The 26,746-nt window shown below is 53.9% G+C and carries 26 protein-coding genes and 3 pseudogenes; 10 read left to right on the top strand and 19 right to left on the bottom strand.

Features of this window, described 5'->3' with window-relative positions:
• Positions 1-53: 53 nt before the first annotated feature.
• Both ABC395_RS20505 and ABC395_RS20510 read left to right on the top strand, forming a co-directional pair.
• On the top strand, positions 54-1,058 hold the full coding sequence (locus ABC395_RS20505) for an NAD(P)/FAD-dependent oxidoreductase (RefSeq protein WP_413005734.1): 1,005 nt from the start codon (positions 54-56) through the stop codon (positions 1,056-1,058).
• 102 nt (positions 1,059-1,160) lie between these two features.
• Positions 1,161-1,415 (top strand): hypothetical protein, encoded by a 255-nt coding sequence (locus tag ABC395_RS20510; RefSeq protein WP_413005735.1) that lies wholly within the window; start codon positions 1,161-1,163, stop codon positions 1,413-1,415.
• A 34-nt stretch (positions 1,416-1,449) separates the two neighbouring features.
• On the opposite strand, the gene sda is transcribed toward ABC395_RS20510, so the two are convergent.
• Entirely contained in the window at positions 1,450-1,605 is a 156-nt protein-coding gene (sda, locus tag ABC395_RS20515) for a sporulation histidine kinase inhibitor Sda (RefSeq protein WP_009676266.1), read from the bottom strand.
• A gap of 441 nt (positions 1,606-2,046) precedes the next feature.
• Here sda and ABC395_RS20520 point away from each other — a divergent pair, with 441 nt between their 5' ends.
• Positions 2,047-2,208, top strand: coding sequence for a hypothetical protein (locus ABC395_RS20520; protein ID WP_009676280.1), 162 nt, complete (start codon positions 2,047-2,049; stop codon positions 2,206-2,208).
• 93 nt (positions 2,209-2,301) lie between these two features.
• Positions 2,302-2,718, top strand: a pseudogene (gene mscL / locus ABC395_RS20525) (large-conductance mechanosensitive channel protein MscL); the annotation flags it as partial.
• 206 nt (positions 2,719-2,924) lie between these two features.
• Here the strand turns inward: mscL and ABC395_RS20530 are convergent.
• Positions 2,925-3,285: pseudogene (locus tag ABC395_RS20530) on the bottom strand (HesB/IscA family protein).
• Positions 3,286-3,386: 101 nt separating this feature from the next.
• Entirely contained in the window at positions 3,387-3,590 is a 204-nt protein-coding gene (locus tag ABC395_RS20535) for an aspartyl-phosphate phosphatase Spo0E family protein (RefSeq protein ID WP_016423556.1), read from the bottom strand.
• Between the two features lie 368 nt (positions 3,591-3,958).
• On the opposite strand from ABC395_RS20535, the gene mqnE reads away from it, so the two are divergent.
• A complete protein-coding gene (gene mqnE / locus ABC395_RS20540) occupies positions 3,959-5,062 on the top strand; it encodes an aminofutalosine synthase MqnE (RefSeq protein ID WP_413005736.1) in 1,104 nt (367 codons plus the stop codon).
• An 80-nt stretch (positions 5,063-5,142) separates the two neighbouring features.
• On the top strand, positions 5,143-6,207 hold the full coding sequence (locus ABC395_RS20545; protein WP_413005737.1) for an NAD(P)/FAD-dependent oxidoreductase: 1,065 nt from the start codon (positions 5,143-5,145) through the stop codon (positions 6,205-6,207).
• A 53-nt stretch (positions 6,208-6,260) separates the two neighbouring features.
• Here the strand turns inward: ABC395_RS20545 and ABC395_RS20550 are convergent, their stop codons facing one another.
• A complete protein-coding gene (locus ABC395_RS20550) occupies positions 6,261-6,515 on the bottom strand; it encodes a YuzB family protein (protein WP_413005738.1) in 255 nt (84 codons plus the stop codon).
• 88 nt (positions 6,516-6,603) lie between these two features.
• Entirely contained in the window at positions 6,604-6,846 is a 243-nt protein-coding gene (locus ABC395_RS20555; protein WP_413005739.1) for a hypothetical protein, read from the bottom strand.
• Positions 6,847-7,054: 208 nt separating this feature from the next.
• Here ABC395_RS20555 and ABC395_RS20560 point away from each other — a divergent pair, with 208 nt between their 5' ends.
• A complete protein-coding gene (locus tag ABC395_RS20560; protein WP_009673094.1) occupies positions 7,055-7,303 on the top strand; it encodes a NifU family protein in 249 nt (82 codons plus the stop codon).
• A gap of 57 nt (positions 7,304-7,360) precedes the next feature.
• Here ABC395_RS20560 and ABC395_RS20565 read toward each other — a convergent pair whose 3' ends face one another.
• The 4 genes from ABC395_RS20565 to ABC395_RS20580 all read right to left on the bottom strand — a co-directional run bounded on the left by ABC395_RS20565 (position 7,361) and on the right by ABC395_RS20580 (position 11,088).
• Entirely contained in the window at positions 7,361-8,149 is a 789-nt protein-coding gene (locus ABC395_RS20565; RefSeq protein ID WP_413005740.1) for an SDR family oxidoreductase, read from the bottom strand.
• Complete coding sequence (locus ABC395_RS20570; RefSeq protein ID WP_413005741.1) at positions 8,058-8,879, bottom strand: Cthe_2314 family HEPN domain-containing protein; 822 nt, start codon at positions 8,877-8,879, stop codon at positions 8,058-8,060. Before ABC395_RS20570 ends, ABC395_RS20565 begins: the two co-directional genes overlap by 92 nt.
• Positions 8,880-9,341: 462 nt before the next feature.
• Complete coding sequence (locus ABC395_RS20575; RefSeq protein WP_413005742.1) at positions 9,342-10,373, bottom strand: COX15/CtaA family protein; 1,032 nt, start codon at positions 10,371-10,373, stop codon at positions 9,342-9,344.
• 370 nt (positions 10,374-10,743) lie between these two features.
• Positions 10,744-11,088: a thioredoxin family protein gene (locus ABC395_RS20580; RefSeq protein ID WP_181024414.1), complete on the bottom strand. Its 345-nt coding sequence runs from the start codon at positions 11,086-11,088 to the stop codon at positions 10,744-10,746.
• Positions 11,089-11,312: 224 nt separating this feature from the next.
• On the opposite strand from ABC395_RS20580, the gene ABC395_RS20585 reads away from it, so the two are divergent.
• The gene (locus tag ABC395_RS20585) at positions 11,313-12,155 is read left to right on the top strand and encodes an SPFH domain-containing protein (RefSeq protein WP_413005743.1); all 843 of its coding nucleotides are present in this window, start codon (positions 11,313-11,315) and stop codon (positions 12,153-12,155) included.
• A gap of 8 nt (positions 12,156-12,163) precedes the next feature.
• Positions 12,164-12,358, top strand: coding sequence for a type II toxin-antitoxin system antitoxin (locus ABC395_RS20590; protein ID WP_413005744.1), 195 nt, complete (start codon positions 12,164-12,166; stop codon positions 12,356-12,358).
• 103 nt (positions 12,359-12,461) lie between these two features.
• Here ABC395_RS20590 and ABC395_RS20595 read toward each other — a convergent pair whose 3' ends face one another.
• Positions 12,462-12,944, bottom strand: coding sequence for a GNAT family N-acetyltransferase (locus ABC395_RS20595; protein ID WP_413005745.1), 483 nt, complete (start codon positions 12,942-12,944; stop codon positions 12,462-12,464).
• 138 nt (positions 12,945-13,082) lie between these two features.
• Entirely contained in the window at positions 13,083-14,657 is a 1,575-nt protein-coding gene (locus tag ABC395_RS20600) for a copper amine oxidase N-terminal domain-containing protein (protein WP_413005746.1), read from the bottom strand.
• Between the two features lie 284 nt (positions 14,658-14,941).
• On the opposite strand from ABC395_RS20600, the pseudogene ABC395_RS20610 reads away from it, so the two are divergent.
• Positions 14,942-16,190: pseudogene (locus ABC395_RS20610) on the top strand (DUF2515 family protein).
• 351 nt (positions 16,191-16,541) lie between these two features.
• On the opposite strand, the gene ABC395_RS20615 reads toward ABC395_RS20610, so the two are convergent.
• From ABC395_RS20615 to ABC395_RS20650, 8 genes are all read right to left on the bottom strand, one after another.
• Positions 16,542-18,203, bottom strand: coding sequence for a putative polysaccharide biosynthesis protein (locus ABC395_RS20615; RefSeq protein ID WP_413005749.1), 1,662 nt, complete (start codon positions 18,201-18,203; stop codon positions 16,542-16,544).
• Positions 18,204-18,278: 75 nt separating this feature from the next.
• On the bottom strand, positions 18,279-19,001 hold the full coding sequence (locus tag ABC395_RS20620; RefSeq protein ID WP_413005750.1) for a ThuA domain-containing protein: 723 nt from the start codon (positions 18,999-19,001) through the stop codon (positions 18,279-18,281).
• Between the two features lie 87 nt (positions 19,002-19,088).
• Positions 19,089-19,565 (bottom strand): DUF456 domain-containing protein, encoded by a 477-nt coding sequence (locus ABC395_RS20625; RefSeq protein WP_413005751.1) that lies wholly within the window; start codon positions 19,563-19,565, stop codon positions 19,089-19,091.
• Between the two features lie 41 nt (positions 19,566-19,606).
• Positions 19,607-20,359 (bottom strand): Cof-type HAD-IIB family hydrolase, encoded by a 753-nt coding sequence (locus ABC395_RS20630; RefSeq protein ID WP_103995884.1) that lies wholly within the window; start codon positions 20,357-20,359, stop codon positions 19,607-19,609.
• A gap of 217 nt (positions 20,360-20,576) precedes the next feature.
• Positions 20,577-22,451, bottom strand: coding sequence for an asparagine synthase (glutamine-hydrolyzing) (gene asnB, locus ABC395_RS20635; RefSeq protein ID WP_413005752.1), 1,875 nt, complete (start codon positions 22,449-22,451; stop codon positions 20,577-20,579).
• 467 nt (positions 22,452-22,918) lie between these two features.
• Positions 22,919-24,964, bottom strand: a complete 2,046-nt coding sequence (locus ABC395_RS20640; RefSeq protein ID WP_413005753.1) for a peptidoglycan D,D-transpeptidase FtsI family protein — start codon at positions 24,962-24,964, stop codon at positions 22,919-22,921.
• Between the two features lie 149 nt (positions 24,965-25,113).
• Positions 25,114-26,259 (bottom strand): transglutaminase domain-containing protein, encoded by a 1,146-nt coding sequence (locus ABC395_RS20645; protein WP_413005754.1) that lies wholly within the window; start codon positions 26,257-26,259, stop codon positions 25,114-25,116.
• Between the two features lie 42 nt (positions 26,260-26,301).
• Positions 26,302-26,724 carry a hypothetical protein gene (locus ABC395_RS20650; RefSeq protein WP_217558421.1) on the bottom strand — a complete coding sequence of 141 codons (423 nt, stop codon included), beginning with the start codon at positions 26,722-26,724 and terminating at the stop codon, positions 26,302-26,304.
• Between the last annotated feature and the right edge of the window lie 22 nt (positions 26,725-26,746).

Here is a 26,746-nt window from a genome sequence, read left to right on the forward strand (position 1 = left end):
GCGTTTATAATGGAACAGAAAGCAATGTGCAGAACAGTGGAGGTGTCCGAGTAGTGAGTGAAACCGGAATTCAGCACGACCAAGTGAAAGACCTGATCATCATCGGTGGCGGACCGGCCGGTATGTTTGCGGCGTTTTACGGGGGAATGCGCCAGGCATCCGTTACGTTAATCGAGAGTATGCCTCAGTTGGGCGGACAGCTTGCCGCTCTATATCCGGAGAAGCATATATATGATGTGGCGGGATTTCCCAAAGTGACCGCCCAGGAGCTTGTAAACAGCCTCGCCGTTCAGATGAACCACTTCCCCATTCACGTTTGTCTGGAAGAGAAAGTTCTGCAGGTGGTCAAGAAAGAGGAGCGCCTGTTCGAGGTTATCACCGATAAGGAATCTCATTTCGGCAAGGCGGTTATCATTACCGGAGGCGTCGGCGCCTTCGAACCGCGTCGTCTGGAGCTGCCCGAAGCGGCCCGGTACGAGAAAACGAATCTTCACTATTTCGTCAGCGATCTGAACTCGTTCGCCGGGCAGAAAGTCCTCATCAGCGGAGGAGGCGATTCCGCCGTCGACTGGTCGCTTATGCTGGAGCCGATCGCCGAGCAGGTTACGCTCATTCACCGCCGGGATAAATTCCGCGCTCACGAGCACAGTGTGGAGAAACTGATGAATTCACGCGTCAACGTCGTGACGCCGACCGAAATCACGGGACTCGAAGGCGACGACGCGATCCGCAAAGTAACCCTCAAGCATGTCAAGACGGGAGAAGAAACGGTGCTTGACGTCGATGCCGTTGTCGTTAATTTCGGTTTCGTTTCTTCCCTGGGCCCGATAGCGGAGTGGGGGCTTCAGATCGAGAACGGCTCGATCGTAGTCGACTCGCGGATGGAGACGAACGTACCCGGCATCTTCGCGGCAGGGGACATCACCACTTACCCGGGCAAGCTGAAGCTGATCGCCGTGGGCTTCGGAGAAGCGCCTACCGCCGTCAACAACGCGAAAGTTTATCTGGATCCGTCCGCCAAACTTTCACCGGGACACAGCAGCAACATGAAGTTCTGACGCAAGAGCTGCCGGTCAACTCTTACAAATGAAAATAAATCCCGGAGGGCATTCTAACTTTGACGCCGCGAACCCGCGAGCCGATCAAAGGAGGAATGCCCTTTGTCTTCTTTCTGCACCGTTTGCAACGGAATGGAAGCGCTAAGCGCCGTTTGTCCGCACTGCGGAAGCGGCAGCGCGTCCGACTACGGACGGGTTAACGATTATTACGGCCCCTACGCTCCCTACCGGCCCATCGAGGATATTTCCATGACCAACGGCTACCAGGATGTCGCACGAAACGAATGCATGCATATGCTTTATTGCGAAACATGCGGCGCAAGCTCCGTGCTGGCCGTTCCGGAAAGCCTGACTTGATTCCTCTCTATTGACCGCGGAACAAAAAAAGAAGCTACGCAAGCGCAGCTTCATCACTATGATAAGCTTCCAGCACAATATGTCTCCGGTTAATTTCGCCTAGTAGTAAATCGACAAATTCCGATTCCAGTTCAAGGTCAAGGGCTTTGAAATAGGATTCAACGAGGGTCTCGTCGCTAATCTGTCTCATACCAACCACCTTTCCTGCTTAACTTGTCATTATATTACCATGTGCCAAAAATTAGAACAATCGTTCTGTTATCCACAAACCCATGTGCATATCTTGTGGGTAATTTGTGAATAGGCTCTAAAATTGGCGAGTTTTGTAGGCGGATAATGTGGACAAAGTTATACACACCTTTTTTCACTTTACTGTGATAAAAACAAATAATCGGAACTTGTCCTTCTATCAACAGAATTCATTAATCTTCATTTGCGGATTTAACCAAATCTCCGCACCGATTTCCCATATAACGGGAATAATCCGACTCCTTTCGCATATATTGAACATAGTTGTCGTCCATACACTCTATCGGGACCTGTAAATTTCACAGGATGGACGATCACATTTAACGTAGATTTAATACTGGCCGTTTATACTGGGTTCAGTAAGCGAAAGGAGAAGTGAGTCATGATCGTCTACGACATCGTAGTCAACGGAGAAGTGAAAGAGACCATCCGGCCGCAGAAGCTCCGCTTGAAGGAATTGTATGCGTACATGCTGGAACAGTCCAAGCAGATGAAGATGAAGTACGGTGAGAACACACGCGTTCTCAAACGAATCCTCTATTAATTGTATATTGATTCCCTGCCGCCCCCTTTGATAGACTAGGAGGGTAAAAGGGAGGCTGTATAGAACTTGGAAAATCAACCAAAGAAAATTCAAATCATCGGTGAATTCAAAAAATTTATTATGCGCGGCAACGTTGTGGACCTTGCGGTCGGCGTTATCATAGGGGCCGCTTTCAATAAAATCGTGACCTCGCTCGTCAACGATATCCTTATGCCCCCGATCGGTCTGCTGCTCGGCAAGATGGACTTCAAAAATTTAAAACTTCCTCTGTCAGGCGGCGTCACGATCAATTACGGAGCCTTTATCAACAATATCATCGATTTCCTCATCGTTTCGGCCGTGATTTTCCTCATGATCCGCCAGATGAACAAACTGCGCAGGAAAGAAGAGCCTCAAGAGGAGCCGAAGTCGGAACCGACGAAGGAATGCCCTTACTGCATTTCGGAAATCGCCGCCAAGGCAACCCGCTGTCCGCGCTGCACCTCGGTGCTCGAACCGGAAGTCTCTGCCCCAAACTTAGGGCCGGTTCGCTCTGCTTGCATTTTGCATCTCAAACTATCGAATTTTACAAAAAGAAACCTGCTAGATGGCAGCCTTAGCGCGCCTCTTGGCAGGTTTTTATAGTTTTCCGCTACCGCGGATCCCAAAGACTTCCGAACATAAAAAGAAAGAACCGAAGGAAAGCCGAATCCCCCGGTTCACTATATAATCGCTAATTAGTCGTCGCACTTCTCCGCTTTGCCTTCTTCGCCTTTCACCTTGAAGGAAGCGCCGCAGCCGCAGGATGCTACCGCGTTGGGATTGTCAATCGTGAAGCCTCCGCCCATACCCGCATCCTTGTAATCAATCTCGACGCCATACAAGTATTTCGCGCTTTCCGGGTCCACGACCACTTTCAGACCGCTGAAGTCGAGAACCGTATCTTCTTCTTTCTGGTCGTTATCGAAACCCATGCCGTATGAAAAACCGCTGCAGACCGCCTTCTTTGACACCGACGCGCAGAAATAGATCCGGCGTTTCCTCGGCCGCAAGCATTTCTTTGATTTTGCCTGTCGCTTCCTCACTGATCTTGATCAGACTCATATAAATAAACCTCCTTGTACGGAGCGGCCTTAGTCCAGCGCCCGTCTCCTGAAAGCAGTCTTTTAGTAATCCACTTATCTTCCTATAGTATACTCCTATTCAAGCTTCGTCTCAAGAGGTGACTCTCCCCGCTCCAGCTGGTAGTACCGCAGTATAAGTTTGTCGAGTCTTCTGCTGTCGTGCTGTACACTCGGGTGCAGGAATCCGTATTTCATCCCGTTCTCTACCATCTGGGACCGCAGTTGCTCGATTCTGACGTCAAGCTTCTGTCTGCATTCCCACTCCTCCGATTGCTGCATATGTACCTACCATCCTATCCCAAAAAAGATCACCATTTCAGTGTACATCAAACACCGAAGGATAATAAAGACCTTTTTACCAGTTTTTGTCCTTCTCTGCGAATAAATTTGCCAATAAACGCTTATAAAAGGCTCTGTCCCAAGCCTGCTGGAAGAGCTGCAAGCTTTATCCTTATTGCCCCTTTGAGATGACAGGTTTATAATAGGAAGGATGAAACCGGACATTTATCGCTTTTTTAGTATGAAATCCTGCAGCCTTCGTTATACGGTTGACGGGATATGTTTCTATGTAGAGGTTCTGATTTTGAACGTACGGCGAAAAATTTACACAGGATGGATTCAAAAGATCCTACGGGGAGGGTATACTAGTGAATGTCATTATAGACAGTACTGACCGCCGAATGGCGGAAATTGCAGAAAAGGTCGAGAACGGGGAACGTCTTTCGCGGGAGGACGGCCTGTTTTTGTACCAATCCGACGATTTGTTGACCATTGGTCAATTAGCCAATAAGGTCAACCTCCGGAAGAACGGCAAAAACGTGTATTTCGTACAAAACATGAGTTTGTATTTTACAAACGTATGCGAAGAACACTGCGCGTTTTGCCATTTCCGCAGAGACGAGGGCGAGGCAGGCTCCTACACGCTGACGCCTTCCGAGATGCTGACGTATATCTCTGAAAATTTCCACCCGGATATTCGCGAGTTCCACATCAGCCAGGGCCATAATCCGCATGTTCCGTTTCAATACTACGTGGACGCCCTGCGCACCCTGAAACAGCATTATCCGCAAGTCGCGATCAAGGCTCATACGGCTGCCGAAATCGACTTCTTCGCGCGGATCAGCGGACTCAGCTACAAAGAGGTGCTTCGCACCCTGATGGACGTCGGTCTTGACACGCTGCCCGGCGGCGGAGCCGAGATTTTGACCGAACGCTACCGCAAGAAGATGAGAGTCGAGAAAGCCGACACGAACCAGTGGCTGGATGTCCACCGTGCGGCTCACGAGCTCGGAATGAAGACGCACGCGACGATGCTCTACGGCTCGATCGAGACGCTCGAAGAGCGCATCGAGCATATGGCCCTGCTGCGCGATCTGCAGGATGAAACAGACGGATTCCTCGTATTCATCCCGAATTCGATCCAGCCGGCCAGCGCAAACGCGGGTATCCGCCGGCGCGTGCCTGCCGTCGATGAGCTCAAAACGATTGCGATCAGCCGCCTGATGCTCGACAACTTCCCGCATATCAAAGCCTATTTTATTAACATGGGCATCAAAGTGACTCAGCTTGCGTTCCAATTCGGCGCATCTGACGCTCACGGAACCATTGTGAAGGAGCGTATCTCCCATGCCGCGGGCGCTCAATCGCCGGACGGAGTCACGAAAGACGATCTGGTCTGGCTGATTAAAGGAGCGGGACGAATTCCGGTAGAACGGGATACCTTCTACAATGTGGTTCAAACCTACAACTAATTGGGGTAAGAACCTTTAGAAGCCTTTGACAGAAAGATGACGCAACGAACAAAAGCCATGGCAGAAGGGATTCATGTAACATGAACAAGTTTGTTATTCTGGGAGGCGGTTATGGCGGCATTACCATAGCCACGGAGCTTCTGGAAAAAGAAATACCCGACAACTGGACGGTCACGATGGTCGACCGCTCGCCTTTTCAAGGGCTCAAGACGGAATATTACGCGCTGGCTGCCGGAACGGCCGCCGAGACGGAACTTCGCGTTGCCTATCCGAACGATCCCAGATTATCGCTTAAATACGGAGAGGTTACGGAAGTTAACCTGGAAACGAAACAGGTGATTTTTGCCGACAAGGAACCGCTCGATTACGATTACCTCGTGATCGGACTCGGCTGCGTGGACAATTTCCACGGCATACCGGGCGCGCAGGAATTTTCCAACGGCATTCAGACGTTCTCGCAGACCCGCATCACGTACCAGCGTGTCAATGACGTCGTGCCATACGGTCAAGTTACGATCGTCGGCGGAGGTCTGAGCGGAGTGGAGATGGCGGCGGAGCTTCGCGAAAGCCGGCAGGATATCAATATCCGCATCCTGGATCGCGGCGCAAGCATTCTGTCCTCCTTCCCGACGAAGGCGAAAGATTTCGTACGCGACTGGATGCTCGATCACGACATCGAAATGCGTTCCCACGTCTCTCTGAAGAGACTGGAAGGCGGCGATCTCTACAACGAAGAAGAGATCATCCGCACGGACGCCACGATCTGGACGGCCGGTATCAAGCCGAGTCCGATCGTCGAACAGCTTCCCGTGGACAAGGATCCTTCCGGACGCGTTCTGCTGAACGAGTTCCATCAGATCCCGTCCCACCCGAACGTATTCGTCGTCGGCGACTGCGCCAGCCTGCCGTTCTCCCCGAGTGCGCAGGCGGCCGAATCGCAGGGCAAACAGATCGTGGAAGTGATGCAGGCGCTTTGGAAGAACGAAACGCCTAAGCTCGGCCAGATCAAGCTCAAAGGAGTTCTCGGTTCTCTGGGCAAGAAAACGGGCTTCGGCCTGATGGGCAAGAAAACCGTTATGACAGGCATGGTACCGCGTGTCCTGAAAAACGGAGTCCTGTGGATGTCCAAACACCACTGGGGCTAAAAAACGCAAAAAAAGCCCGGTTTGCACCTTGTGCAGACCGGGCTTTTTGTTATTCAGTCGCCGAACAAATCGTACATCTCTTCGACTTCCTTTATTTTTTTGGAAATTTCGTCAAACAGCTTGTCGGCAGTCTCGGCCGCCACGATTTCACCGTTAACCATAGCGAACGGAAAAAGGTAACATTCCCCGCAGTTTCCCAGACACCCGTATTCGATAACGTCGTAATCCGGATTGCCCTCCAGCTTCTTCATGACGTCGTCCGTACCATGATGCATATTGCTTGCGCAAAACTCAATGATAGGTCTCATGTTTGATCTCCACCTGTTTCACAAACTATCTGTATTGTAACACATCCCGGGAGATTTGAGCACAAGAACCGCTTACGCGAGGCAGGCATTATCTTCCCCTCGTATACTCCGGTCTGAAATACAGGCTCCGCATAATGTCGGTGATCGAGTCCTGAACGTCGAACGCATCGGCCACTACGCCGCTTCCGCTGCAGCGCGCACAGGCCGTCTTTCCGCTTCCTCCGCAGGATGTGCAGATTCCCCGGTCTCCCCGGCTTCCTTCACCCGAACAGCTTTGGCACTCCGTCTCCCCTTCTCCGTAACAGTGGCAGCAATCGTTAGTCTCGTTCATGCGAATCCGTCCTTCCCATTTTTAAATGTTATAATACAGTTTCGATTTTATATGATTTGTATTATATAACATATGCCACAGAATAAGAAGTGTTTTTTTGAAAAAAAATAAACGGCCGATCCGAACGTCCGGCCGCCCCTTTGAATGCGGGGGGATATTTTTTTTTCCCGAAATGTACTATAATAAAATAAGAAAGGAGTCGATTGAAATGACTGAAAATACCCAAAGTGCAACCATGTATGATGAAGTACTTGAGGTTCTAGATAAGCTTCGCCCGTTCCTGCAGCGTGATGGCGGTGACGTGGAACTGGTGGACGTGGAAGACGGCATCGTAAAACTGAAGCTGATGGGTGCATGCGGAAGCTGCCCGAGCTCCACGATTACTTTGAAAGCCGGTATCGAGCGTGCGCTTGTCGAAGAAGTAGAAGGCGTTGTCGAGGTTGTTCAAGTATTCTAATAAAAAAACCGGCCCTTTGAGGGGCCGGTTTTTTTATTGGGCGCGAAGCGGGCGCGCTTATTTGCCCTGCTTCAGCATCGGCAGCGTCTGGATCGGATCGAGGCCGCCGTTCACTTCCATGATGTTCCCCGTCAGGAAGTCCGACTTGGGATCGCACAGGAAGGACAGCACGCGGGCTACATCCTCTCCCGTGCCGGGCCTGCCCCGCGGCGTCTCGTCGTCGGTGCAGTTCTCCACTTCCTCGATCCGCTTCTCCTTGTTGGCTCCGCGGATATCGCCCGGACAGATCATGTTCACGGTGATCCCGTTGGCCGCTTCTTCTTCGGCCAGTGTCTTCGTGAACGAAACCAGCCCCACCTTGGCGGCCGCGTAGACGGCCCTGTGGGGCCAGGCGCGCGCTTCGGCGGCATGGCCGAAGCCGAAGTGGATAATGCGGCCCCAGCGCTTACGCCGCATGTGAGGCAGCAGGGCGTGATCCAGCTGGATCACGCCGAGCAGGTTGCCGCGGATGAGATAATCAATCTCATCGCGCGTATAATCCGCGAACAGCCTCCGTTCGCGGATGAAAGGGCCGGCGTTGTTGACGAGCACATCGACGCCGCCCATCGTTTCCCCCACCGTCTCCGCGATGCGCTCGATATCCTCGCCGCGCGAGACGTCCCCTTGAATAGCGGCGGCGCGGACGCCCGTATTCTGGATGTGCCTGACCAGATCATGCGCTTCCTCTTCACTATGTACGTAATTGATTACGATATCATACCCTTGAGTGGCCAGCGTCAGCGCCGCCATTTTGCCGAGCCCTTTCGCGCTGCCCGTGATAAGAGCCGTTCTGCGTACCTCCGCCATGATTCTCCTCCCCGTTCTCCCCTGTGCTTCCCCTGGATATATACTGGAATACAAGATCCATCGTCATGCAAACCATCTCGTATCCGCGGTTCAGCTGCGCCAGATTGTCCGCAATATCCTCCACTTGGATCCGGTCGCCCAGATAAGAGTGGGATTGCATCAGATCATCCAGCATCTCTACATTCACATAGTGAATTTCCATATTCCGCTGGTTTCGAAGAACCTGAAGCGGCTGTTTGGCTTCTATTTTCAGTTCGTACAGTTTTTGCTGCAGGGCGGGATGAACCCCGCTCTCTCTCATTTTACGCAATACGGTAAAAAAGGAAAAGTGCGTTTTGAGCGTCTCCGTCTTGAGATCGAACAAATCGTTCAAAAAGTACCCCAGCTTATCCAGCACCGAAAAAAGACGGATGAGGGCATTTTTATAAAAATAAACATACCGCCTGTAGTCGTCCAGCTCCTCCGGCCGCATTTCATCGAGATAAGATTTTTTCACCCGCTCCGCAAAACGGCCGGCGCAGTATTTACTCTCTTCCAGCTCATCCAGGGCATCCAGGAACCCTTGGGTCCATACATAGAGTCTATGCAGCTTCTTGGGGCTGTATGAGGGCGAAGAATGCCGGCTTTGCTGAAGGACGTTCAAATAACGCTTGATCGAAGTGAAAGCTTGTTCCAGCCGCTCGTCGGAGCGTTCGCTGCGTTTCGTCTCGTTGAAAATCGTTCTTAGCATGGCTTTCACCCATTTCCTTATTTTTTTCAGTATGAGCTCCGTCTCCGCGATCCATACATGGGGATACGGCCCGCCGGAGCTTCACGTGAAGAGGCCGCTCCTTCCGGAACGTCTACTCCTGAATTACCCTAAATGAGCCTTTTTCGAAAAAAGAAAATCGCCGGTGCCGGGTCCGGGTGTCTCAACCGAACGTTAATCCCCTTTCACCGGCCCTTCCGGGAAGGCAGGTAAAAACAGTATCCGTCTCCTCTATCGGATGCTTTTCAGCTTCGCACCGGGTTAGCGGCTGTGCAGGTTATCCGGACTCCGCCCGGCATTCCTTCGGGAACTATTTCCGGCAAAAAGAAAAAACGGCTGCCCTTCACTTTCGTGAAAAGCAGCGCGTTATCCTCCTTATGAAGCGGGCAGCCTATTCCGCAAGCTTCGGGCTACTCAGGCTTGGAGACGGCCGGGGCCGTAAAGTCAGTCTGCAACGGCTCCCTTTCTTTTAACGGAAGCCTCAACCGATGCCGGACTTTCTTTCTTGGAACGGGAATGTTCCGCGCCGACCGGCACCCGGGCATTCAGCATGACGACGCAGAGATAGCTGATCCAGCCGAACAAGGCGCAGATCAGGACGGCGTGGATCATGCCGGTGAACAAGAAAGCCGTATCGTGTCCCAGGGACCAGGTAACGGTAGCTCCGCTGAAAATTTGCGCGATAAGGAAGCCGAGCACCCATCCCGCGCCTTTGTACACATTTTCAAGATGGCTGTATTTCTTGCGTGCGACCAGGAACAAAGCGAGTCCGCAGAAAAACATAATCATGGCCGCAATGCGGTGGAAAAAGACGATTCCGGTGGCGCCCGTCAGTTCCGGGACGACTTGTCCGTTACAAAGGGGCCAGCCGATACAGCCTCCCGAAGACTCCGTATGCCGGACGAAGGCACCCACATAAACGACGATGTAACAGTAGACGCCGACAAACCAGACGAACCCGCGGAAACCCCGGCCGATCGGAGCCGCATTCTTCGGCAGAGCCGGTGTGCGGCCGTCCGCCGTGCGGGCGACGGAAACCGTATAGTTCCCCCATTTCGTAAACGTCAGCCAGAGCAGCAGCGTCATCGCGAAAGCAAGCAGCGAAAGGCCGAAGTGAAGCGCCATAACCGCGGAAGACTGCGAGAAGACAACGGCCAGGGCGCCCATAATCGCCTGCAGCACGGTGAAGAAACCCGCGCCCGACACGAAATATTTGGCGTCTTTACGGCTGACCGTTTTGAAAACAAGAATAAATGTGGCGAGCAGCAGCAGACCCACAAGGCCCGTCACCGCCCGGTGACTGTATTCGATTACGGATGAGATCGTGTAGGCAGGGACGAACTTGCCGTTGCAGAGCGGCCATTCGTTACCGCAGCCCAGACCCGACTCGGTTTTGGTTACGAGCGCGCCCATAATCACGATCAGGAACATGCCGACCATGGTCAGAAAGGACAACCGCTTCGTTAATTTATACATAACATGCACCTACTTCTCTATAATCAATGAGGCTGTTTTGCAAGAGATTTGGCCGCGAGCAGCAGCAATGCCGCTCCTATTCATTATAGCTACTATTAGGGGCCAATTCCATTCGCAAATGTTACAAAGCCTTGAAAGAAGCGGAAGGTACGCGGCCCAGTATTAGGGAGTCCCTAATGGACGCAAATTATACGAAGCGGCGGAAGATGCGATAAAGCGGTGCAGTCAGCGGGCGGATGAGCTTCGGCAAACCGGGTGATATCGTCAGGCGAGACGAAGAATCAGAAAGCCAAGAGCCGGCACACAAAAAAGCCGTTTCCGAAGAAACGGCTTTGGGGCTTATTCCAAAAGGAGGCCGAGGCGCTCCGGCTCACTTCGCCAGCGCGTTGCCCACTTCGATCGCACGGTCGAGGAACTGCTCGATCTCTTCGCGCGTTTTGCGCAGTTTGCTCACGAAACGGATCAGTTCCTGTCCGCTGCGGAAAGCGATAAAGCTGGGAATGCCCAGGATGTTCAGCTCTTCGCACAGATCCGGCACTTCGTCACGGTCCAGCTCGATGAACGTGATGCGCCCGGCATACGTCTTTTCCAAGTCCGGCATAAAAGGCTCGATATAATGGCAGTCTTTACACCAAGTTGTTTTAAAAACGGCAACGGTAACTTCGGATTTCTCCACCGCCGCCCGGAAATCTTGTTCATTATGGACTTTTTCCATGGGGATCACCTCGAATAGAATCGTCCGGCCTTATTCCCGACCGGCTTCATCGGAATCTGATAAACTTGTTTATCTTATAGCATGCTCCTTCGGGCGTGTCAATAACAGTGAAATTTCAGTACCTCAGTCTATTTACAGACATTGTAAAAAGTGATATCATAAAAATATCAAAACGATATTTGAATGATAGACAATGAATGAATTTCTCAGAGGAGATGAACGCGATGACCGAACGTCATGTATGGAAAGTCAACGGATTTGCCGGCCTGCTTGCTATGGTCGTATTTATCGGGGCGGGCATTTACTGCTTGAGCGCGGAGCTGATCGTTCCCGCCGTACTGCTGTTTGTGCTGGCAGGCGTAGTACTCAGCTCATTTACCGTCGTGCAGCCTAACCAGGGGATGGTCGTCAATTTCTTCGGGCGCTACAGCGGCACCGTCCGCGACAGCGGCTTCTGGATGACGATTCCTTTCAGCGAGCGCAAGAAAATATCGCTGCGTGTCCGCAACTTCAACAGCGCCAGGCTGAAGGTCAACGATGTGGACGGCAATCCCATTGAAATTGCGGCCGTCGTCGTTTTCCGTGTAGTCGATACGGCTAAAGCCAAGTTTGAAGTCGATAATTACCAGGCCTTCGTGGAAATTCAGAGCGAGACCGCCCTTCGTCATGTCGCTTCCAAATACCCGTACGATTCTTATGCCGGAGAAGCCTACTCTCTGCGCGCCAACAGCGAAGAAGTTGCCAAGGAACTCACCTTCGAGCTGCAAAGCCGCCTCAGCGTGGCCGGCGTCGAAGTATTGGAGTCCAGGCTGACTCACCTGGCCTACTCCACCGAGATCGCAAGCGCCATGCTCCAGCGCCAGCAGGCTTCCGCCATCATATCCGCGCGTGAGAAAATCGTGGAAGGCGCGGTCAGCATGGTACAGATGGCCATCGCCCGCCTGCAGGCGGAAGGCGTCGTCGAGCTGGATGAAGAACGCAAAGCCGCGATGATCAACAACCTGCTCGTAGCGGTTGTCTCCGACAGGTCCGCCCAGCCTGTCATCAACTCCAGTTCCATCTACTAAACGGACGGATGGCTGTTAAGAAGAACTTCCCGCTGCGGCTCGATCCGAAGCTCCATCAAGCTTTGGAGCGCTGGGCAGCCGACGAATTCCGCAGCGTCAACGGGCACATCGAATTCCTGCTCCGGGAGGCGCTGGTACGTGCAGGCAGAATGCCGGGGCACGCCCCTCCTCCTCCGGACAGCGAAACCGGAGATACGAACTGAAGAACGGGACGCGCATGCCCCTTCTCGCACTGAAGAGCCAATACCTTCGAAAGGGTATCGGCTCTTCATTTAAGACCTTTATTTAAGCACGCGCTGCTTCCTCTCAAACGCCTGTGCTTAAATTTTTCTTCATTTTAAAATTAATCAGCTTAATCCCTCTGCGTTCCACACACTGCTCCCGGACTAATCCGTATCCCCGATGTTCAAAAAAACGTTTGGCCGTAAGACTTGCATCCGTTTCCAGTTCGGCAAGCCCCCGTTTTTTTGCCTCATGTTCAAGAACGTCCATTAAGGCGGACGCTATCCCCTGTCCCTGAAAATCTTTATCCACATACAGTCTGTCCACATACCCGTTTACAGTCATATCCGCAAAGCCCCTGATTGTGCCATCGATTACAGCTACATAGGCGGTATTGCGGCTCATCGACTCCTTCCAGGATTCCAATCTGAGCTCCTTTTCCTTTTGGGATGCCCATGCATGAAGCTGCTCAGGGGTGTAATCTTTCTTATTTACGGAATGAACGGTTTCGTAAAACAACGAGACGATACGGTGAATATCCGATGCCTGAAACTTTCTGATTTCCATGTTAGTCTCCCTCTTCGTCATATCTTTGCAGGATAAGCCGTGTATATCCGGTTTAATCCACCGGAGGCAAAAAGGAGCGGACTGTACACAGCCCGCTCCTCTCCTGCTATTCGGCTTCTTCCTCAAATTTCGTCCGTGTTATGGACGTGTAATGATGACAGCATCCTGCTCGCTGTCCCATTTCGCTTCTCCACCCAGCGTTTCGGCAAGGAATCTCAAAGGGACGTTCGTGTAATCCCCGTTAAGCTCGACTGCCTGCTCAAGGGCAACCGGCTTACCGTCGACCAGCGCTTCGGCACTGCCCAGCGTAAACACGATCGTATGGCCGCCGAGATCGTCCGTTACCGTAATTTGTTTCGTTTCGCCGTCCCATTTCACTTTCGCGTCCAGCATATTCGCTACATACGTCACCGGCGCCATGGAAACGTCACCTTTGCGGTAGCCTCCAAATCCGAATGAACTCATGTCTTCGTCGTCCAGCGGCAGCGTAAAGGAACGCTTCGTAATCTGGAGATCCTCTTTAAGCAGCTTGTAAATCGAGGAGTTCTTATCCACCGATTTCAGGAAGCTTCCGAGAGAAGGAACCGAGTCCGGATCAGCCGCATCGTACGTGAAACGGTCTCCGTCCGCTTTTACGGGATTGATCGTAACCGGCTGGTTGATATTCCATCTTTCTCCGGTCACGCTCAGCTTGATCCCTTTCAAGCCGGTTTCCGCTTCAGGCAGCGGAATGGTAAGGCCCGCGCTGCTTTTGCGGATATGCTGGGAGCTGTCCACATACAAATCGACGTTTACGGACGAGCGGTCGCTCAAGATGTCGCGCAGCGGCTCGCCTGCCGGTCCGTTCAGCATCTCTTCGGTCGTTTTGTCATAGCTCTCCAGAACATCCTTCAAGCCGGTTTGTACGGCGGCATACATCGTTTCAACCGCAAGCGTTTTGTTAGACAGATAAGTATCGAGCAGCTTGTTTTCCTCGCCTGACTGTTCGGCGGCTTCCTTGGCGATCGGTCCGAATACGTCGAATACGGTGCCGAGGAATTCCTTCAGGCCTTTCTCATCCGCGGCAATGTTCTGCAGGAAGGTTTTGACCAGACCGAGCGCTTCGCTGCCTTTAATTTCGGCATGAAGCTTCTGCAGGGAAACCGTCTCGTTATATACGCTCTCCGAAACGGACGTCACTCCGATCGTCTTCGGGTTCGGTGCGTGGCCGATGAAGAACGACGCAAGCGACGGAAGTTTGTCTTCAAGCACCTTCTGAAGCTCCTGAATGCTCTTCTGTCCCGGTACGAGCAGGCCTCCGTTAAGCGGACTTGTCTGCGCGTTGCGGATGTAAATCGGCTTGCTTACGCCTTCGATACGGATGATGATATCTTCATTCTGAAGGGACAGTTCGAAAGGAATGCTTCCTTTGCCGTATGTAAATTCACCTTTCATCGATGCGTTCCGGGGATCCTGGATTTTCTCCTCCGTAAACTTGACCGTCACTTCTTTAAAAAGGCCTATCAGCTTCTGCGCCTCAGGCGGCAGCCCCGCAAGATCTCCCGTCAGAAGTTCGAACTTGAGCGTCTCCTGCGATTCCGCCGATTTGACGGCATACTGGTTGACGAGTGCCTTGTTCACGTCAAGACCTCCTACGGATTCGCAACCCGTAAGAACGATCATGAGTGCGCCTGTACCCCCGCACACAACCTTTTTCCAGTTATTCACTTTCATTTTCCCGGCTCCTTTCCAGCTCCCAAGTATTGCTAACTCTTTTATATACGCGCAACTAAGCAAAAAGACTCACATTCCCGGTAAATTTTCCTCGAAAGCAGGACCGCTGCCCATTTGTTTGCATATCGTGCAGGAAGATGAAAAATCGGAAAAACCGGGCATCCTATTCATGGACGTTACGGCTGCTTCATCAAGTAATCCGGGGAAAAGAGGCTGCAACAATGAACGGCAACGGGGTTAAAGACAACAACCCGCTCAAAGCGGTCGGGCACTGGCTGGCAGGAATGCCGCACACGATTACCCAGCTTGCATCGGGCAAATGGGCTTCTTTGCAGTCCGCTCTTCACTTGGGCCAAAGTGCCCAGAAGCTTGTACCCGGCAGGGACAGCGTCAAAAGATTGCGCAGGGCATGGAAAGGGCTGGCGGCACTGTCCGCTCCCCCGCAGCCGGCTCCGGAGCTTTCCCTGTCCGATCGGGAGCGGCGGCTCGTAGAACGCATCCGCCTCGAAACGCAGCGGAGGAACCGGAACAACGTGACCCGCACCCGGGCTTACTGGAACCTGTATGAGCAGCATCCCGAGCTCCACTGGGCTCTTCTCGCCCATATGGTCTCGCGGAACGGCGGCTGGAACATGACGGATCTGGAAGGTGAGTTTCTTCCCTCCCTCCTCAAACGACCCGCACGAGAGGCTCTTTTCGCTTTTCTGGAGAGAGCGAATGTGCTCATATTCGGGGACGCTTACCCGCAAGCTGCTGCTTTACGAGGAGTCCAAACGGTCCGGTGAGCCTCTCTTTCATCTGCTCCCCGCCTTCGGTGTGTCTGTTTTTATGAAGCCGGTCTGGGAGGAATTCTGGAAAGTTCACGATCCGGTGCTGCTGACGGTCTCTTTAATCGTGAATGAACAGCATTTTATAGAAAATCGGGTAGTGAAACAGCAATATTTCATTACAAACGTGCTGGAAACGACGGAGTTCCAGGCTCAGGCTCTCCTTCAGCTCAATCAGGTTTTCTTTCCTTTCGCCCTGCACAAAGATCCTCTTCACAAGTCCGCTGACCGTCTGAAGCTGGCGGGTGAGATCCTGGAAGACTTCACGGATATCAGGGAACGGATCGAGTTCGGAAAAACGCTGTACGCCGTCTTGTTCGGCATCCCGGCGGTCCACCAGGGCGTCGTGCTTTTCGCTTCCGCGCAGCCGCATACCGGCTCACGGGCGGACTATTGGCCGCATCTGTTCGCCCGTATCCGTAAGGACGTCCCGGGTGTAAGCCCTGCGGGACCGAAGCTCGAAGGCTGCGAGCTGAAGGCCGGAGCGGCGGGCATCTACAGTCCGGAGCTCGAACGCACGTGGAAGGACGTCCCGCCGGCAGCTCCGGAACCGGGGGACTGGTTTCCCTCCAATGCCGGGAGCGTGACGGGCTACTTCGGGGACATCGGTGTCCCCGCCCTGTTTGAGATGAGCGCCGAATGCTGCTTCGGCCTCCACAAAATTCAGCTGGCCGCTCTGGCGTCCGTTCAACTGAAAGGAGATTAAAAAAACGCCCGGCGTCCACTCTGCTGAAGCAGAGGCACATCGGGCGTTTTTTTGGGGGTCCGGCGGCTGGGAGGCCTCGCCGGGCAGAGCCTTGAGGGCGCGTGCCGCAGCGCAGCGGGCGCAAGGCACGCCAGTGGGGCTATGCACGCCAGCGGGCGCGAGACACGCCAGCGGGCGCGAGGTACGCCAGTGGGCGCGAAGCACGCCAGTGGGCGCGTGGCACGCCAGTAGGCGCGAGGCACGCAAGTGGGCGCGAGGCACGCCAGCGGGCGCGAGGCACGCAAGTGGGCGCGAGGCACGCACGGGCGTAAGCCGCACGCGGCGCTGGCGTACCGCCGCCCCGCGGAAGCTTTACCCCCTGCGGCCGAGCAATCGGCCCGCCTTGGCGTAAAGCTTCTGCATCGGTGCCGGGAAGGTCTTGATGTCATCCTTCGTAACCACTTTCGTGACAAAAAGAAGGATGACATAGAGCACGCAGGCCAAGGCGCCGATTACGACGGCGTTGACGGTTGCGTTCACGACTCTCCACGGGAACAGGTGGAGATGGTCGAAGAGCAGCCGCTCCGCGAACACGCCGATCACCACGACGACAACCGTCGTGACGGCAAGGCCGGTCCAGCGGCGCGGAGCCATGATGCGGAAAGAAACCACGTTGCGCATCACGGCCAGGTTAAAGGCGGACATGACGATGAAACAGAGCATCGTCGATGCCAGAATGCCGTAAATGCCGAGCCACGGCGACAAAATCAGGTTGCCGAGCAGCTTCACGGCTATGCCGAAGACGACGCTGGACACGAGCGCGCGCATTTTGCCCATGCCCATCAGAACGGCGCCCGACGTCTGCATGATGATCTGGAACATCGCGCCCGCGGTCATCATGGCAATCATCGGAGGGCCGTACTCGTAGCCGGTCGGCGTGCCGCCGTAATCGAACATGCCCGAAAGCGGGCGTGCCGCCGTACAGATCGCCAGAACCATAGGCAGGCCGGACAGGATAGCGAGCTGCATGACGCGGGAGGACTGGTTGCGGACCAGCTCCAGATCCCGGCGCGAGTAGGCTCCCGAGATAATCGGGACGACCGACTGGCTGAGCGCGATCGCCAGCACGATCGGCAGTCCCGCGAGCGATTGGGCCTGCCCGCCGAGGATACCGACGATATCCTTGGCTTTGGCTTCCCCGATCTGATCCCGCAGAAGCGGGATGATGGTGGAAGAATCAATGTTGTAAATCAGTGTAACCGTAATGGAAAAAATAACGATCGGAATGGACAATCTGAGCAATTGGCCGTAAATTTGCCCGTAACGCAGGTTTCCTCCCGATTGGCGGTTTTGAGCGGTTTCCGTATACACGGGTTCGGAGACCGGCAGCGTCCCCCTGTCTTCTTTTCGGAGCTTAAGCGCGTAATACAGCATAACGGCTAAAGCCGCGATACCGCCGGTTACGCCCCCGAAGGAAGCGCCCGCCACGGCCCAGTCCAAAGAGACGCCGAGCAGCACATAAGCGAGACCCACCGCCGTAATCAACCGGACGATCTGCTCGATTACCTGCGAGATGCCGTTGGGCATCATCCGCTGGCGGCCTTGGAAATAGCCCCGCATAATAGCGATCAGCGGGAAAAACAGCAGGGCCGGGGCAATGGCCAGCGTAGCCAGCGTGGCATGAGGATCTCCGGACGACTGCGCATAATGCGGAGCCAGAAGAAACAAGACCAGGCACATGACAACGCCGGCTCCCGCCGCGAATATCAAAGCGGCTTTGTAGATCCGGTTCGCTTCGTCCATCCGCCCGAGCGCGGTCCGCTCGGAGATCATTTTGCTCAGAGCACTCGGAATGCCCGCGGTTGCGATAACCAGCAGATTGCTGTAGAGGTTAAAAGCGATCGCATAACTCGCCATTCCCTCGTTACCCAGCATATAAACGAGCGGAAAACGCTGAAATACACCGAGAAAGCGGGCAATCAAAGCCGCGACCGTCAATATCAGAGTGCCTTTGACTAGCGAATCCTTAGACAATGTCGTTCCTTCTCCCCTTACATAATAAGACCGGAAAAGGAGATCCTTTTCCGGACGTGATCGGCTGACGCCGGTTTACTTCGTCTGAAGCTTCTCCAAAGGCTGCGCGTTCCCGTAAACGGGCTTCGCCGTATTTACCGGAGCCGCCCATTTCACGCCGTTCGTAATAACTTTCAGAACGTTCTCGTTGTAATAAGTCGGATACGTTTCATGACCCGGACGGAAATAAAAAATCCGGCCCTGTCCGCGGTGATAGGTACAGCCGCTGCGGAATACCTCGCCGCCTTCGAACCAGCTGACGAAGACCAGCTCGTCCGGCGCGGGAATATCAAAATGCTCCCCGTACATTTCTTCCTGCTCCAGCTCGAAATATTGTCCGATGCCTTCGGCGATCGGATGGGAAGGATCCACGACCCACAGGCGTTCCTTCTCTCCGGCTTCGCGCCATTTCAAATCGCAGGATGTGCCCATCAGCTTTTTGAAAATTTTCGAGAAATGACCGGAGTGCAGCACGACAAGACCCATACCGTCCAGTACGCGCTGGTGTACACGTTCGACGATTTCGTCGGCGACTTCACCGTGGGCCTTGTGTCCCCACCAGATCAGAACGTCGGTATCATCCAGAACTTCCCGCGTAAGCCCGTGCTCCGGCTGTTCCTGCGTTGCGGTGCGGATTTGGAAAGAGTCTCCCGCAATCCCGGCCGCAATGGCTCCGTGAATGCCTTCCGGGTATACTTCGGCTACTTTGGCATTCGTTTTCTCATGCACGTTCTCATTCCACACGGTTACTTTAATCATGTCGGACTTCCTTTCCTATGGGGAAAATAAGGCGTATTCCGCGTGCTTCCGCAGTCCGCCTTTTTCTGACGGGTATCCCTGAACGGGTTAAATCCAGATGAAGAAAAGAATGATCATCAGCAGTTGAAGAACAACTTTGACGACAACGCTGGAGAAGAAACCGAGAACCGATCCTACCCCGACCTGGGCGGAATGCTTAAGGTTGGAACCGTGGATCAGTTCACCCAGCACAGCGCCGATAAAAGGCCCCAGGATAAGCCCGAATGCCGGAATGACGAACGGGCCGACGAGGAGACCGATCGTGCTTCCCCATACGGACGCCTTGGAACCGCCGAATTTTTTGACGCCGAACGCACTGACGAGATAGTCGGCGATGGTGATGGCGATAACGACCGCCGATTGGATCAGCCAGAACCAGAAGCCGAAAGGCTCGAAGCTGAAGAAAAAACCATAGACGAAAAAGGCTCCGAAAATAGCGAGCGCGCCCGGAAGAATGGGAAAAACCGCACCCAGCATTCCGACGGCAAACAGCAAAATAATGAGGATCCATCCCAAAATAGCCATGTCTGCTCATCCTTTCTTCCCGAAAAACGTCACCGGTGGTCTTAGTGGGCGGATAACGGGTCCAGCACGTATTCCTGAATGATTTTGGCGACTCCGTCCTCGTCGTTGGAAACCGTAACAAGGTCGGCAATCCGCTTCACGCCTTCCTGGGCGTTGCCCATCGCAACGCCGAGACCCGCCGCGCGGATCATCGCGATATCGTTCTCACTGTCGCCCATGGCGATGACCTGCGACATTTCGATGCCGAGAAGCTTGCACACTTCTTCAATGCCGCTTGCTTTACTGATTCCTTTCGGGTTCAACTCGAGATTGTCCGGGTGGGAGTTGGTGATTTCAAGCTCTCCCCAGCGGGCCAGCTCTCCGCGGATAATCTCCAGGCTTTCTTTATTTTCCGTATAAAAGCCGAATTTGAGCCACTGGGGCTTGGTAATGTCCTCCGCCCAGTTATCCCGGTTGTACATGCCCTCGACCGAATAAGCCCAATACCACGTATCGTGCTCGATCGCCAGGTCGTACATCCGCCGGACAAGGTCCAAATCAAGCAGCGTACGTTTCAGAAGATCGTGCGGAGCTTTCCAGACTTCGCTTCCGTTGACGGAAACAATCGGCGTTTCCAGCTTAAGCTCTTCCGCATAGGGGAGAGCGCTTTGCACGCCGCGCCCGGTCGAGAAAATAACGGTGACTCCCGCTTCCAGAGCCGCGTAAATCGCTTCCCGGTTCGCAGGGGAGACCTGCTTTTCTTCGTTAAGCAGCGTACCGTCCATATCCAGCGCTACCAGCTTATATTGACTCAACTTGTTTCCTCCTTCAAGCTTTCCTTCAAGGAAAGCTGCTTCGTAAGCTTTTGCTTCGGACTTTCCTTGGGATAACCGTATCGCAGCCTGGTGCTTGCGACTTTTCCCGCAGATCATCCTTTACATCAGCCTGCATGCCCGTCTTTCCGGCAGAAAAACCGCTCGTAAGTATTGCCCCAGATTCCCTGAGGGAACCTGGAGCTGGGGAATTTTTATGTCAGAATGCGGCTACGGCTTTCTTCGTGGTTTCTTCCATGTAGGTCGCATGCCAGAGAGCGAACATGTAAATGGTCCACAGTCGGCGCGCATAATCGCCTTGTCCGTCCTGATGCAGCTTGGCCATTTTTTCGACCGCGTCAAGCCGCACATAGTCTTCGATGCCGCTCGCTTTAATCTGCTCCACCATCGTGGAACCCGTCGGCCCTTTGAGCCAGTCGCGCAGCGGAACCGGGAACCCGAGTTTCGGACGGTTCAGGATGAAGTCCGGCACGATGCCTTCCATCGCCTTGCGGAAGATGTGCTTCGTGGTTCCTTCGGCAATCCGGTATTTCGTCGGGATACGCCGGGCAACCTCGAACAGTTCCTTGTCAAGCAGAGGAACGCGCAGTTCCAGGGAGTGGGCCATCGTCATTTTGTCCGCTTTCATCAGGATATCGCCCGGCATCCACAGGTTCATGTCGATGTACTGCATCCGCGTTACGGGATCCTGATGCTTCGTTTTGTCGTAATATTGGGCGGCTATCTGGAACGGATTCTGATACCGCTTGAACATCTCGCTGTCCACGCGCAGCACTTCCGCCTTCATATCTTCGGTGAAAATCTTCGCGTTGCCGAGGAAGCGCTCCTCCAGCGGAGTCGTTCCGCGAAGCAGGTAGTTGCGCCCTTTCATGCCGGCGGGCAGCATTTTGACCATCCGGTGAAGCATGCGGCGCACGGATAGCGGCAGACTCTCCAGCGGAGCCAGCGACAGTGGCTCCCGGTAGATCCTGTAGCCGCCGAACAGCTCGTCCGCCCCTTCGCCTGACAAAGTCACGGTAACGTGCTCACGGGCAAGCTGAGCCACGTGATAGAGCGCGATGGCCGAAGGATCGGCGACCGGCTCGTCCTGATGCCAGACGGCTTTCGGCAGCGTGTTGAAGAAATCTTCGCGCGTGATGATCTTCGAGTAGTGCTCCGTACCGAGCGCTTTGGCCGTTTCGGCCGCGATCAGAGTCTCGTTGTTCGGCCCTTCGAAACCGACGGAGAACGTCCGGATAGGCTCGATCTGGCGCATATGCGCCGCAATCGCGGTCGAGTCGATTCCGCTGGACAGGAAGCAGCCGCGCTCCACGTCGCTGACCATGTGATGGACGACGGAATCTTTCAGGGTTTCGCGGATTTGCTCCACATATTCCCCGAAAGGACGGTCCACCGGCTCGAACATCGGATCCCAGTAGCGGTGAATCGACATTTCGCCGTCAAAGGACGCTTTTATGTAGTGCGCCGGCGGCAGCTTCTGAATCCCGTCGAACATCGTGTTCGGTTCAGGGACATATTGGAACGTCAAATAATTCATCAGGCTCTCGGTCCGGATCGACGGACTTACGCTTCCCGATGCGACAAGGCTCTTGATTTCGGAACCGAAAAGCAGCTGCCGGTCGTTGTACTGGTAATAAAAAGGTTTGATGCCGAAATGATCACGGGCGGCGAAAAGCTGCTTCTTGCGGCGGTCCCAGATGGCAAAGCCGAACATGCCGCGAAGATGCTTCACGCACTCTTCACCGAATTCTTCGTACAAATGGACGATGACCTCGGTATCGCTGTTCGTCCGGAAAACATGGCCGAGGTCCTGCAGCATGCTCCGCAAAGATTTATAATTGTAAATTTCCCCGTTAAAAATGATCCAAACGGATTCGTCTTCGTTGCAAAGCGGCTGATGACCCTCCGCAATATCGATAATCGACAATCTGCGGAACCCGAGCCCGATTCGATTCTCCGTCCAGAAGCCCGAGTCGTTCGGGCCGCGGTGATGAATCACGTCCGTCATCTGCTGAAGCATGGATACGGATGGCTCTCTATCTTCAAAATACATAACACCGGTGATACCACACACGAGTGATTCACACCTCCACTAAAGCTACAACTAGTCTTGTTGTTATTCGATAAACTAGTATAGCACACCCGGTCGCCTTTCTGAAAATGAAAACTCGCGGCCCCCTTTAACCGCGGCTTTTCAAGCCTGCCGGAGACGCTTCATTTCTCGCGGAAAAGAAGCGTCCGCGCCTTTTTCGGGGACCGCGGGCCGCCCTCGTTTACAAGAACGCAATAACCCACATGAGGCGCTTAACAGATGAAGCCAGCCTCCGTTTTTTCATGTCCACCGCCCCTTTTCCTTCGTGCATAATTGTTGGCAACAGGCAACTTTTAAGGATAAAAAAACCGGGTTCCCTGCTCTCAGTCTATGTCCCTTCCCGTTAGAAGTGACAAACATGAGCGGGAGCCCGGTTTGGATGAATGATCTGGGCGGCGGACGTTCTCCGTTACACGAAGCCCCCTGAGGGCAGCGCACGGTGTCCCGGCTTAGTTCTTGGCCGTGCCGTCCGTCTTGCCGTTCGCCGATCCGCGCGGAGTGCCGTTCAGGCCGATGTATTCGTCGTACGCGTCGAACATTTCCCTCGCGATCGGAGCGGCGCCGTAGGAACCGTAGCCCCCTTCGGGGACGACGACCGCAACGGCAAGCTTCGGTTTATCGGCCGGAGCGAACGCGATAAATACGGCGTTGTCCACCTCTTTGGAGCCGATCTGCTGCGTCGACGTACCCGTTTTGGCGGCTACGGTATAGTTCACGCCGTCGAAGCCCTGCTTGCTGACTTCTTTCATGCCTTTGAAAATCGTGTCCCAATACTGCGGCTTGAACGAATTTTCTTCGCTAAGCACTACCGGATCGAATTTCTTGATGGTCTCGCCTTCGTACGTCGTAATACGGTCCACGAACAGCGGCTTCATCCGTTTGCCCCGGCTGGCGAGCATGGCGGCGTGCTGGGCGAGCTGCAGCGTGGTCGACTTCTCGTTCTGCCCCCAGGAAGCGTAAACGAGAGCGGACTGCTTGCTGTCGAGCTTCGCGTTGGCAAGCGATTCGTTGGAGCCCGCATACTCGTTCGGAAGACCGCTTTCCGTGGAAACGACGAGGCCGAACCGTTTCAAGTAATCGTCCCACACCTTGAGCCCGTCTTCCCGGTCGAAATACAGCCGTTCCCCGACCAGTGCGGACATAAACGTATTGGAGGAATGCTTAAGCGCGTCGGCGGCATTGATCGGACCGAACGCTTTGCGGCCGGAGTTCCAGATCGTGCTCTGCGAGCCCTTTTTACCGAACGAATAAGAGCCTCTGTCGTTATAATAATCGTTTACGCCGAAAAAACCTTCTTTAAGACCGACAAGCACGGTCAGCGGTTTAATCGTCGAACCCATGTATACGATGGAATTGGCGTGCTTTTTCAGCTCGTTCTCCGGATAATCCGGATAGGCCGTCGTAATGGTCCCGTTGTTGACGAACGGCTGGATTTTTTTGTATTCCGTGGTCTTAATTCCACCGGTCCACAGGTTGGGATCGTAATCCGGCATGCTGGCCATAGCGACGACACGCCCCGTATCGACTTCCATGGCGACGGCGTAACCCGAACGGGCATTGGGCGAATAGCCGTAGGAGCTGGATTTCGGCTGACGCAGGTAAGCCAGGTGATCCATAATTTTCTGTTCCGTGCGGTTCTGGATGTCCTTATGAATCGTCAGGTACAGGTTGTTGCCTTTTTCCGGCTTGGTGACGGATACGGGTCCGATAATTTTCTGCGAGGAGTTTACGGGATATTTCTTGTAGCCGTTCTTGCCGCGCAGCTCCTCCTGGTACATGAGCTCAAGCCCGTCATAGCCGACATCTTCGGTATCGAGATATTCGGCCGTGTTTTCTTTGTTCTTATAAAAGCTGAGCCCGTACTTAGATTCGCGCGCGGTCGAAAACTGCCGCATGTATCCGGTCAGCTGGACCGCGATTTTATCCTGGTCGTAAGTCCGGATGCTCTCTTCCATCACTTCGATCCATTTGAATTCATCCCGGTGTTCCAGCAAATAGGAGACCTCTTCCTTCGTGAGGTCGGCTTTGATCCTTCTCGGAATCGAGTAATAGCTCGGCGCCTTCGTCTGCTGCTGGTTGATATCGTAGCCCACGTCCATCAGCTCCACGATTTCCTCGGGCGTCAAAGGTTTGGCGGTCTTGGAACCGTACTGCTGGAAAACTTCCGCAAGCTTGCGTGCGAGACCGATTACCTCTTCCTTATTGTTCTGCCCCGATTCAATCCGGAAAAAGACCGACTGAACGGGAATCGTATAAGCGATAGGGTAACTGTTGGAATCATAAATATTGCCCCGGATCGGAGGGATCGGAGTTTCCCGGTTGGTTGCCGAGTTCTCCTCTTCCGCGAGCCTGTCTCCTTCGACAAACTGAAGAATAGCCAGGCGGACGATCAGAACGGAGAACAAAATAAACGTCGTGAAAAAGAATAAATTAATGCGAACAGAGAAACGCGTGCGTTTAGAGGAATCGGGTTTTTCTAAATCTTCGTTGTGCATCCTTGCTTCCTTCCTTGTGTCCTTTTCTATCCTTGCTCTATCTACCAGTTTACCATAGACCGGTACCGCTAGAAAAATGTAAGAGAATGGGAGAATCACTCCGCTGCGATTCCGGCAAAAGAAAACCGCCCCCGTAAGGGAGCGGTCCTTTAAGCTTCACGGATGTGCGTCTGGTTGAAGTTCGACGGGTTAAACCAGTCGCCTCCGCTGGAAAACCAGGTGGAATCGAGCGGAATCCATTCTTTGGAATCCGCCAGATACACTTCGTTCCAGGCATGCGGACCGTATCCGCCCCGCCCGTCGTACCCGAGGCCGGTCACCACTTTCACGTCGAGACCGACGGAACGGGCCATAACGGCGTAAAGACGGGAGTAGTCGATGCATACTCCTTTGCGCGTAGCAAACGTATCCTCCGGCGTCTGTTCCTTCCAGATACGCTGCTTCTCGTAAAGCTCGACTTTGTTCCAGTCATATTCGACCCGGCTGCCGACCCATTTGTAGAGCAGCTCCGCTTTCTCCTCGTCCGTTTTGCCCGCCTTCGTGACTTCCTGCGCGGCTGCGGAAATATTGTTCGGAATGTTCGCATCAAGCACTTCGTATTTGCGCTGCAGAATCTGGCTGAATTCCTGCTCAACGGCCCTGGTGAATACCGGCACCTGATTTTGCAGAAAATCGCCCGTAAACGGCTGGATGACTTCCTGCGCGCCTTTCTGGTACAGGGACGAAGCCTGAATATACCCGGCGGGCTTCGCCTGCGGGAACAGCGTCACAAAGACAAACAGCACGGCTACGACGAGCAGGGCCCGCCAAACGCCCGTTACGGACCCGATCAGCCCGCCTGTCGCCGCGCTGATGACGGAAGGCTTGTCTTCCCGGTCCCAGCGGCTTTGCGCCCATCTGAGCAGAACGGGATCGACGAACCAGTACAGAGCCTGACGGATGATCAGATAAGCCAGCAGGAACAGGACGCCGAAGCGGAACAGCTCGAAATCGCGGATAGCCGTAACCGCCGTGTAATACGTCTGCTTCCAGACCGGCATTTCCTGGGCCGGTATTTGAATGGCAAGGCTGTTCAGCCAATTGCGGACGGGGTCCGAAACCAGCATCGCGGTCTGCCAGGCCAGATAGATGGCCGCTACCGTGATCAGAATTCCGCAGACCATATGAAGCAGATGTTTGGCAGAACCGGAGGCTCCGCGTATGATGCCTTGAACGGCTGAAACGATCACGATGAGGATAAGTGCAACCGAGATGAAATTGATCGTCGTGTCCCCGGAAAACAACGAGGTAAACATAGGCGCGGGCCTCCTTTTGTACGGATATGACTTCGCTTTGTATTATTGGCCGGCGTTCTTCTTCGCCTGTTCGACGAATGCGCGGACCGCTTCTTCTGCTTTAACCTTAAAAGTCTGATTCATAAACGTGACGGACACCTCGGACGAGCCGGGTGTTCCTACAATTTTAACATTTTTGGTTGCCGCTGTATAAGTACCGTCCGGGTTAGCGGTGTAAGTGGCATCCTTGGCTTCGTTCTGCACGGCTTTGACCGCTTGGCTGCTGAGCTCGGTTAAGGCGGCGTTTCCGATACTTTGCAGCGTTTCCTTATAGTTGGCTCCGTAAACTACCAGCGCCCCCACAATGGCGATAACCAGCAGCCACTTGACCACGGTTTTGACGAGACTGACGACGACGAGCAGAACGATGACAGCCACGAGAATCAGCAGCCAGCGCTCCTGAAAAAACGCTATCCAGGCATCCATTTTCTTGTATATCCCCCTTTGT

It is taken from the genome of Paenibacillus canaveralius (assembly GCF_047238265.1).
Taxonomy (GTDB): Bacteria; Bacillota; Bacilli; order Paenibacillales; family NBRC-103111; genus Paenibacillus_F.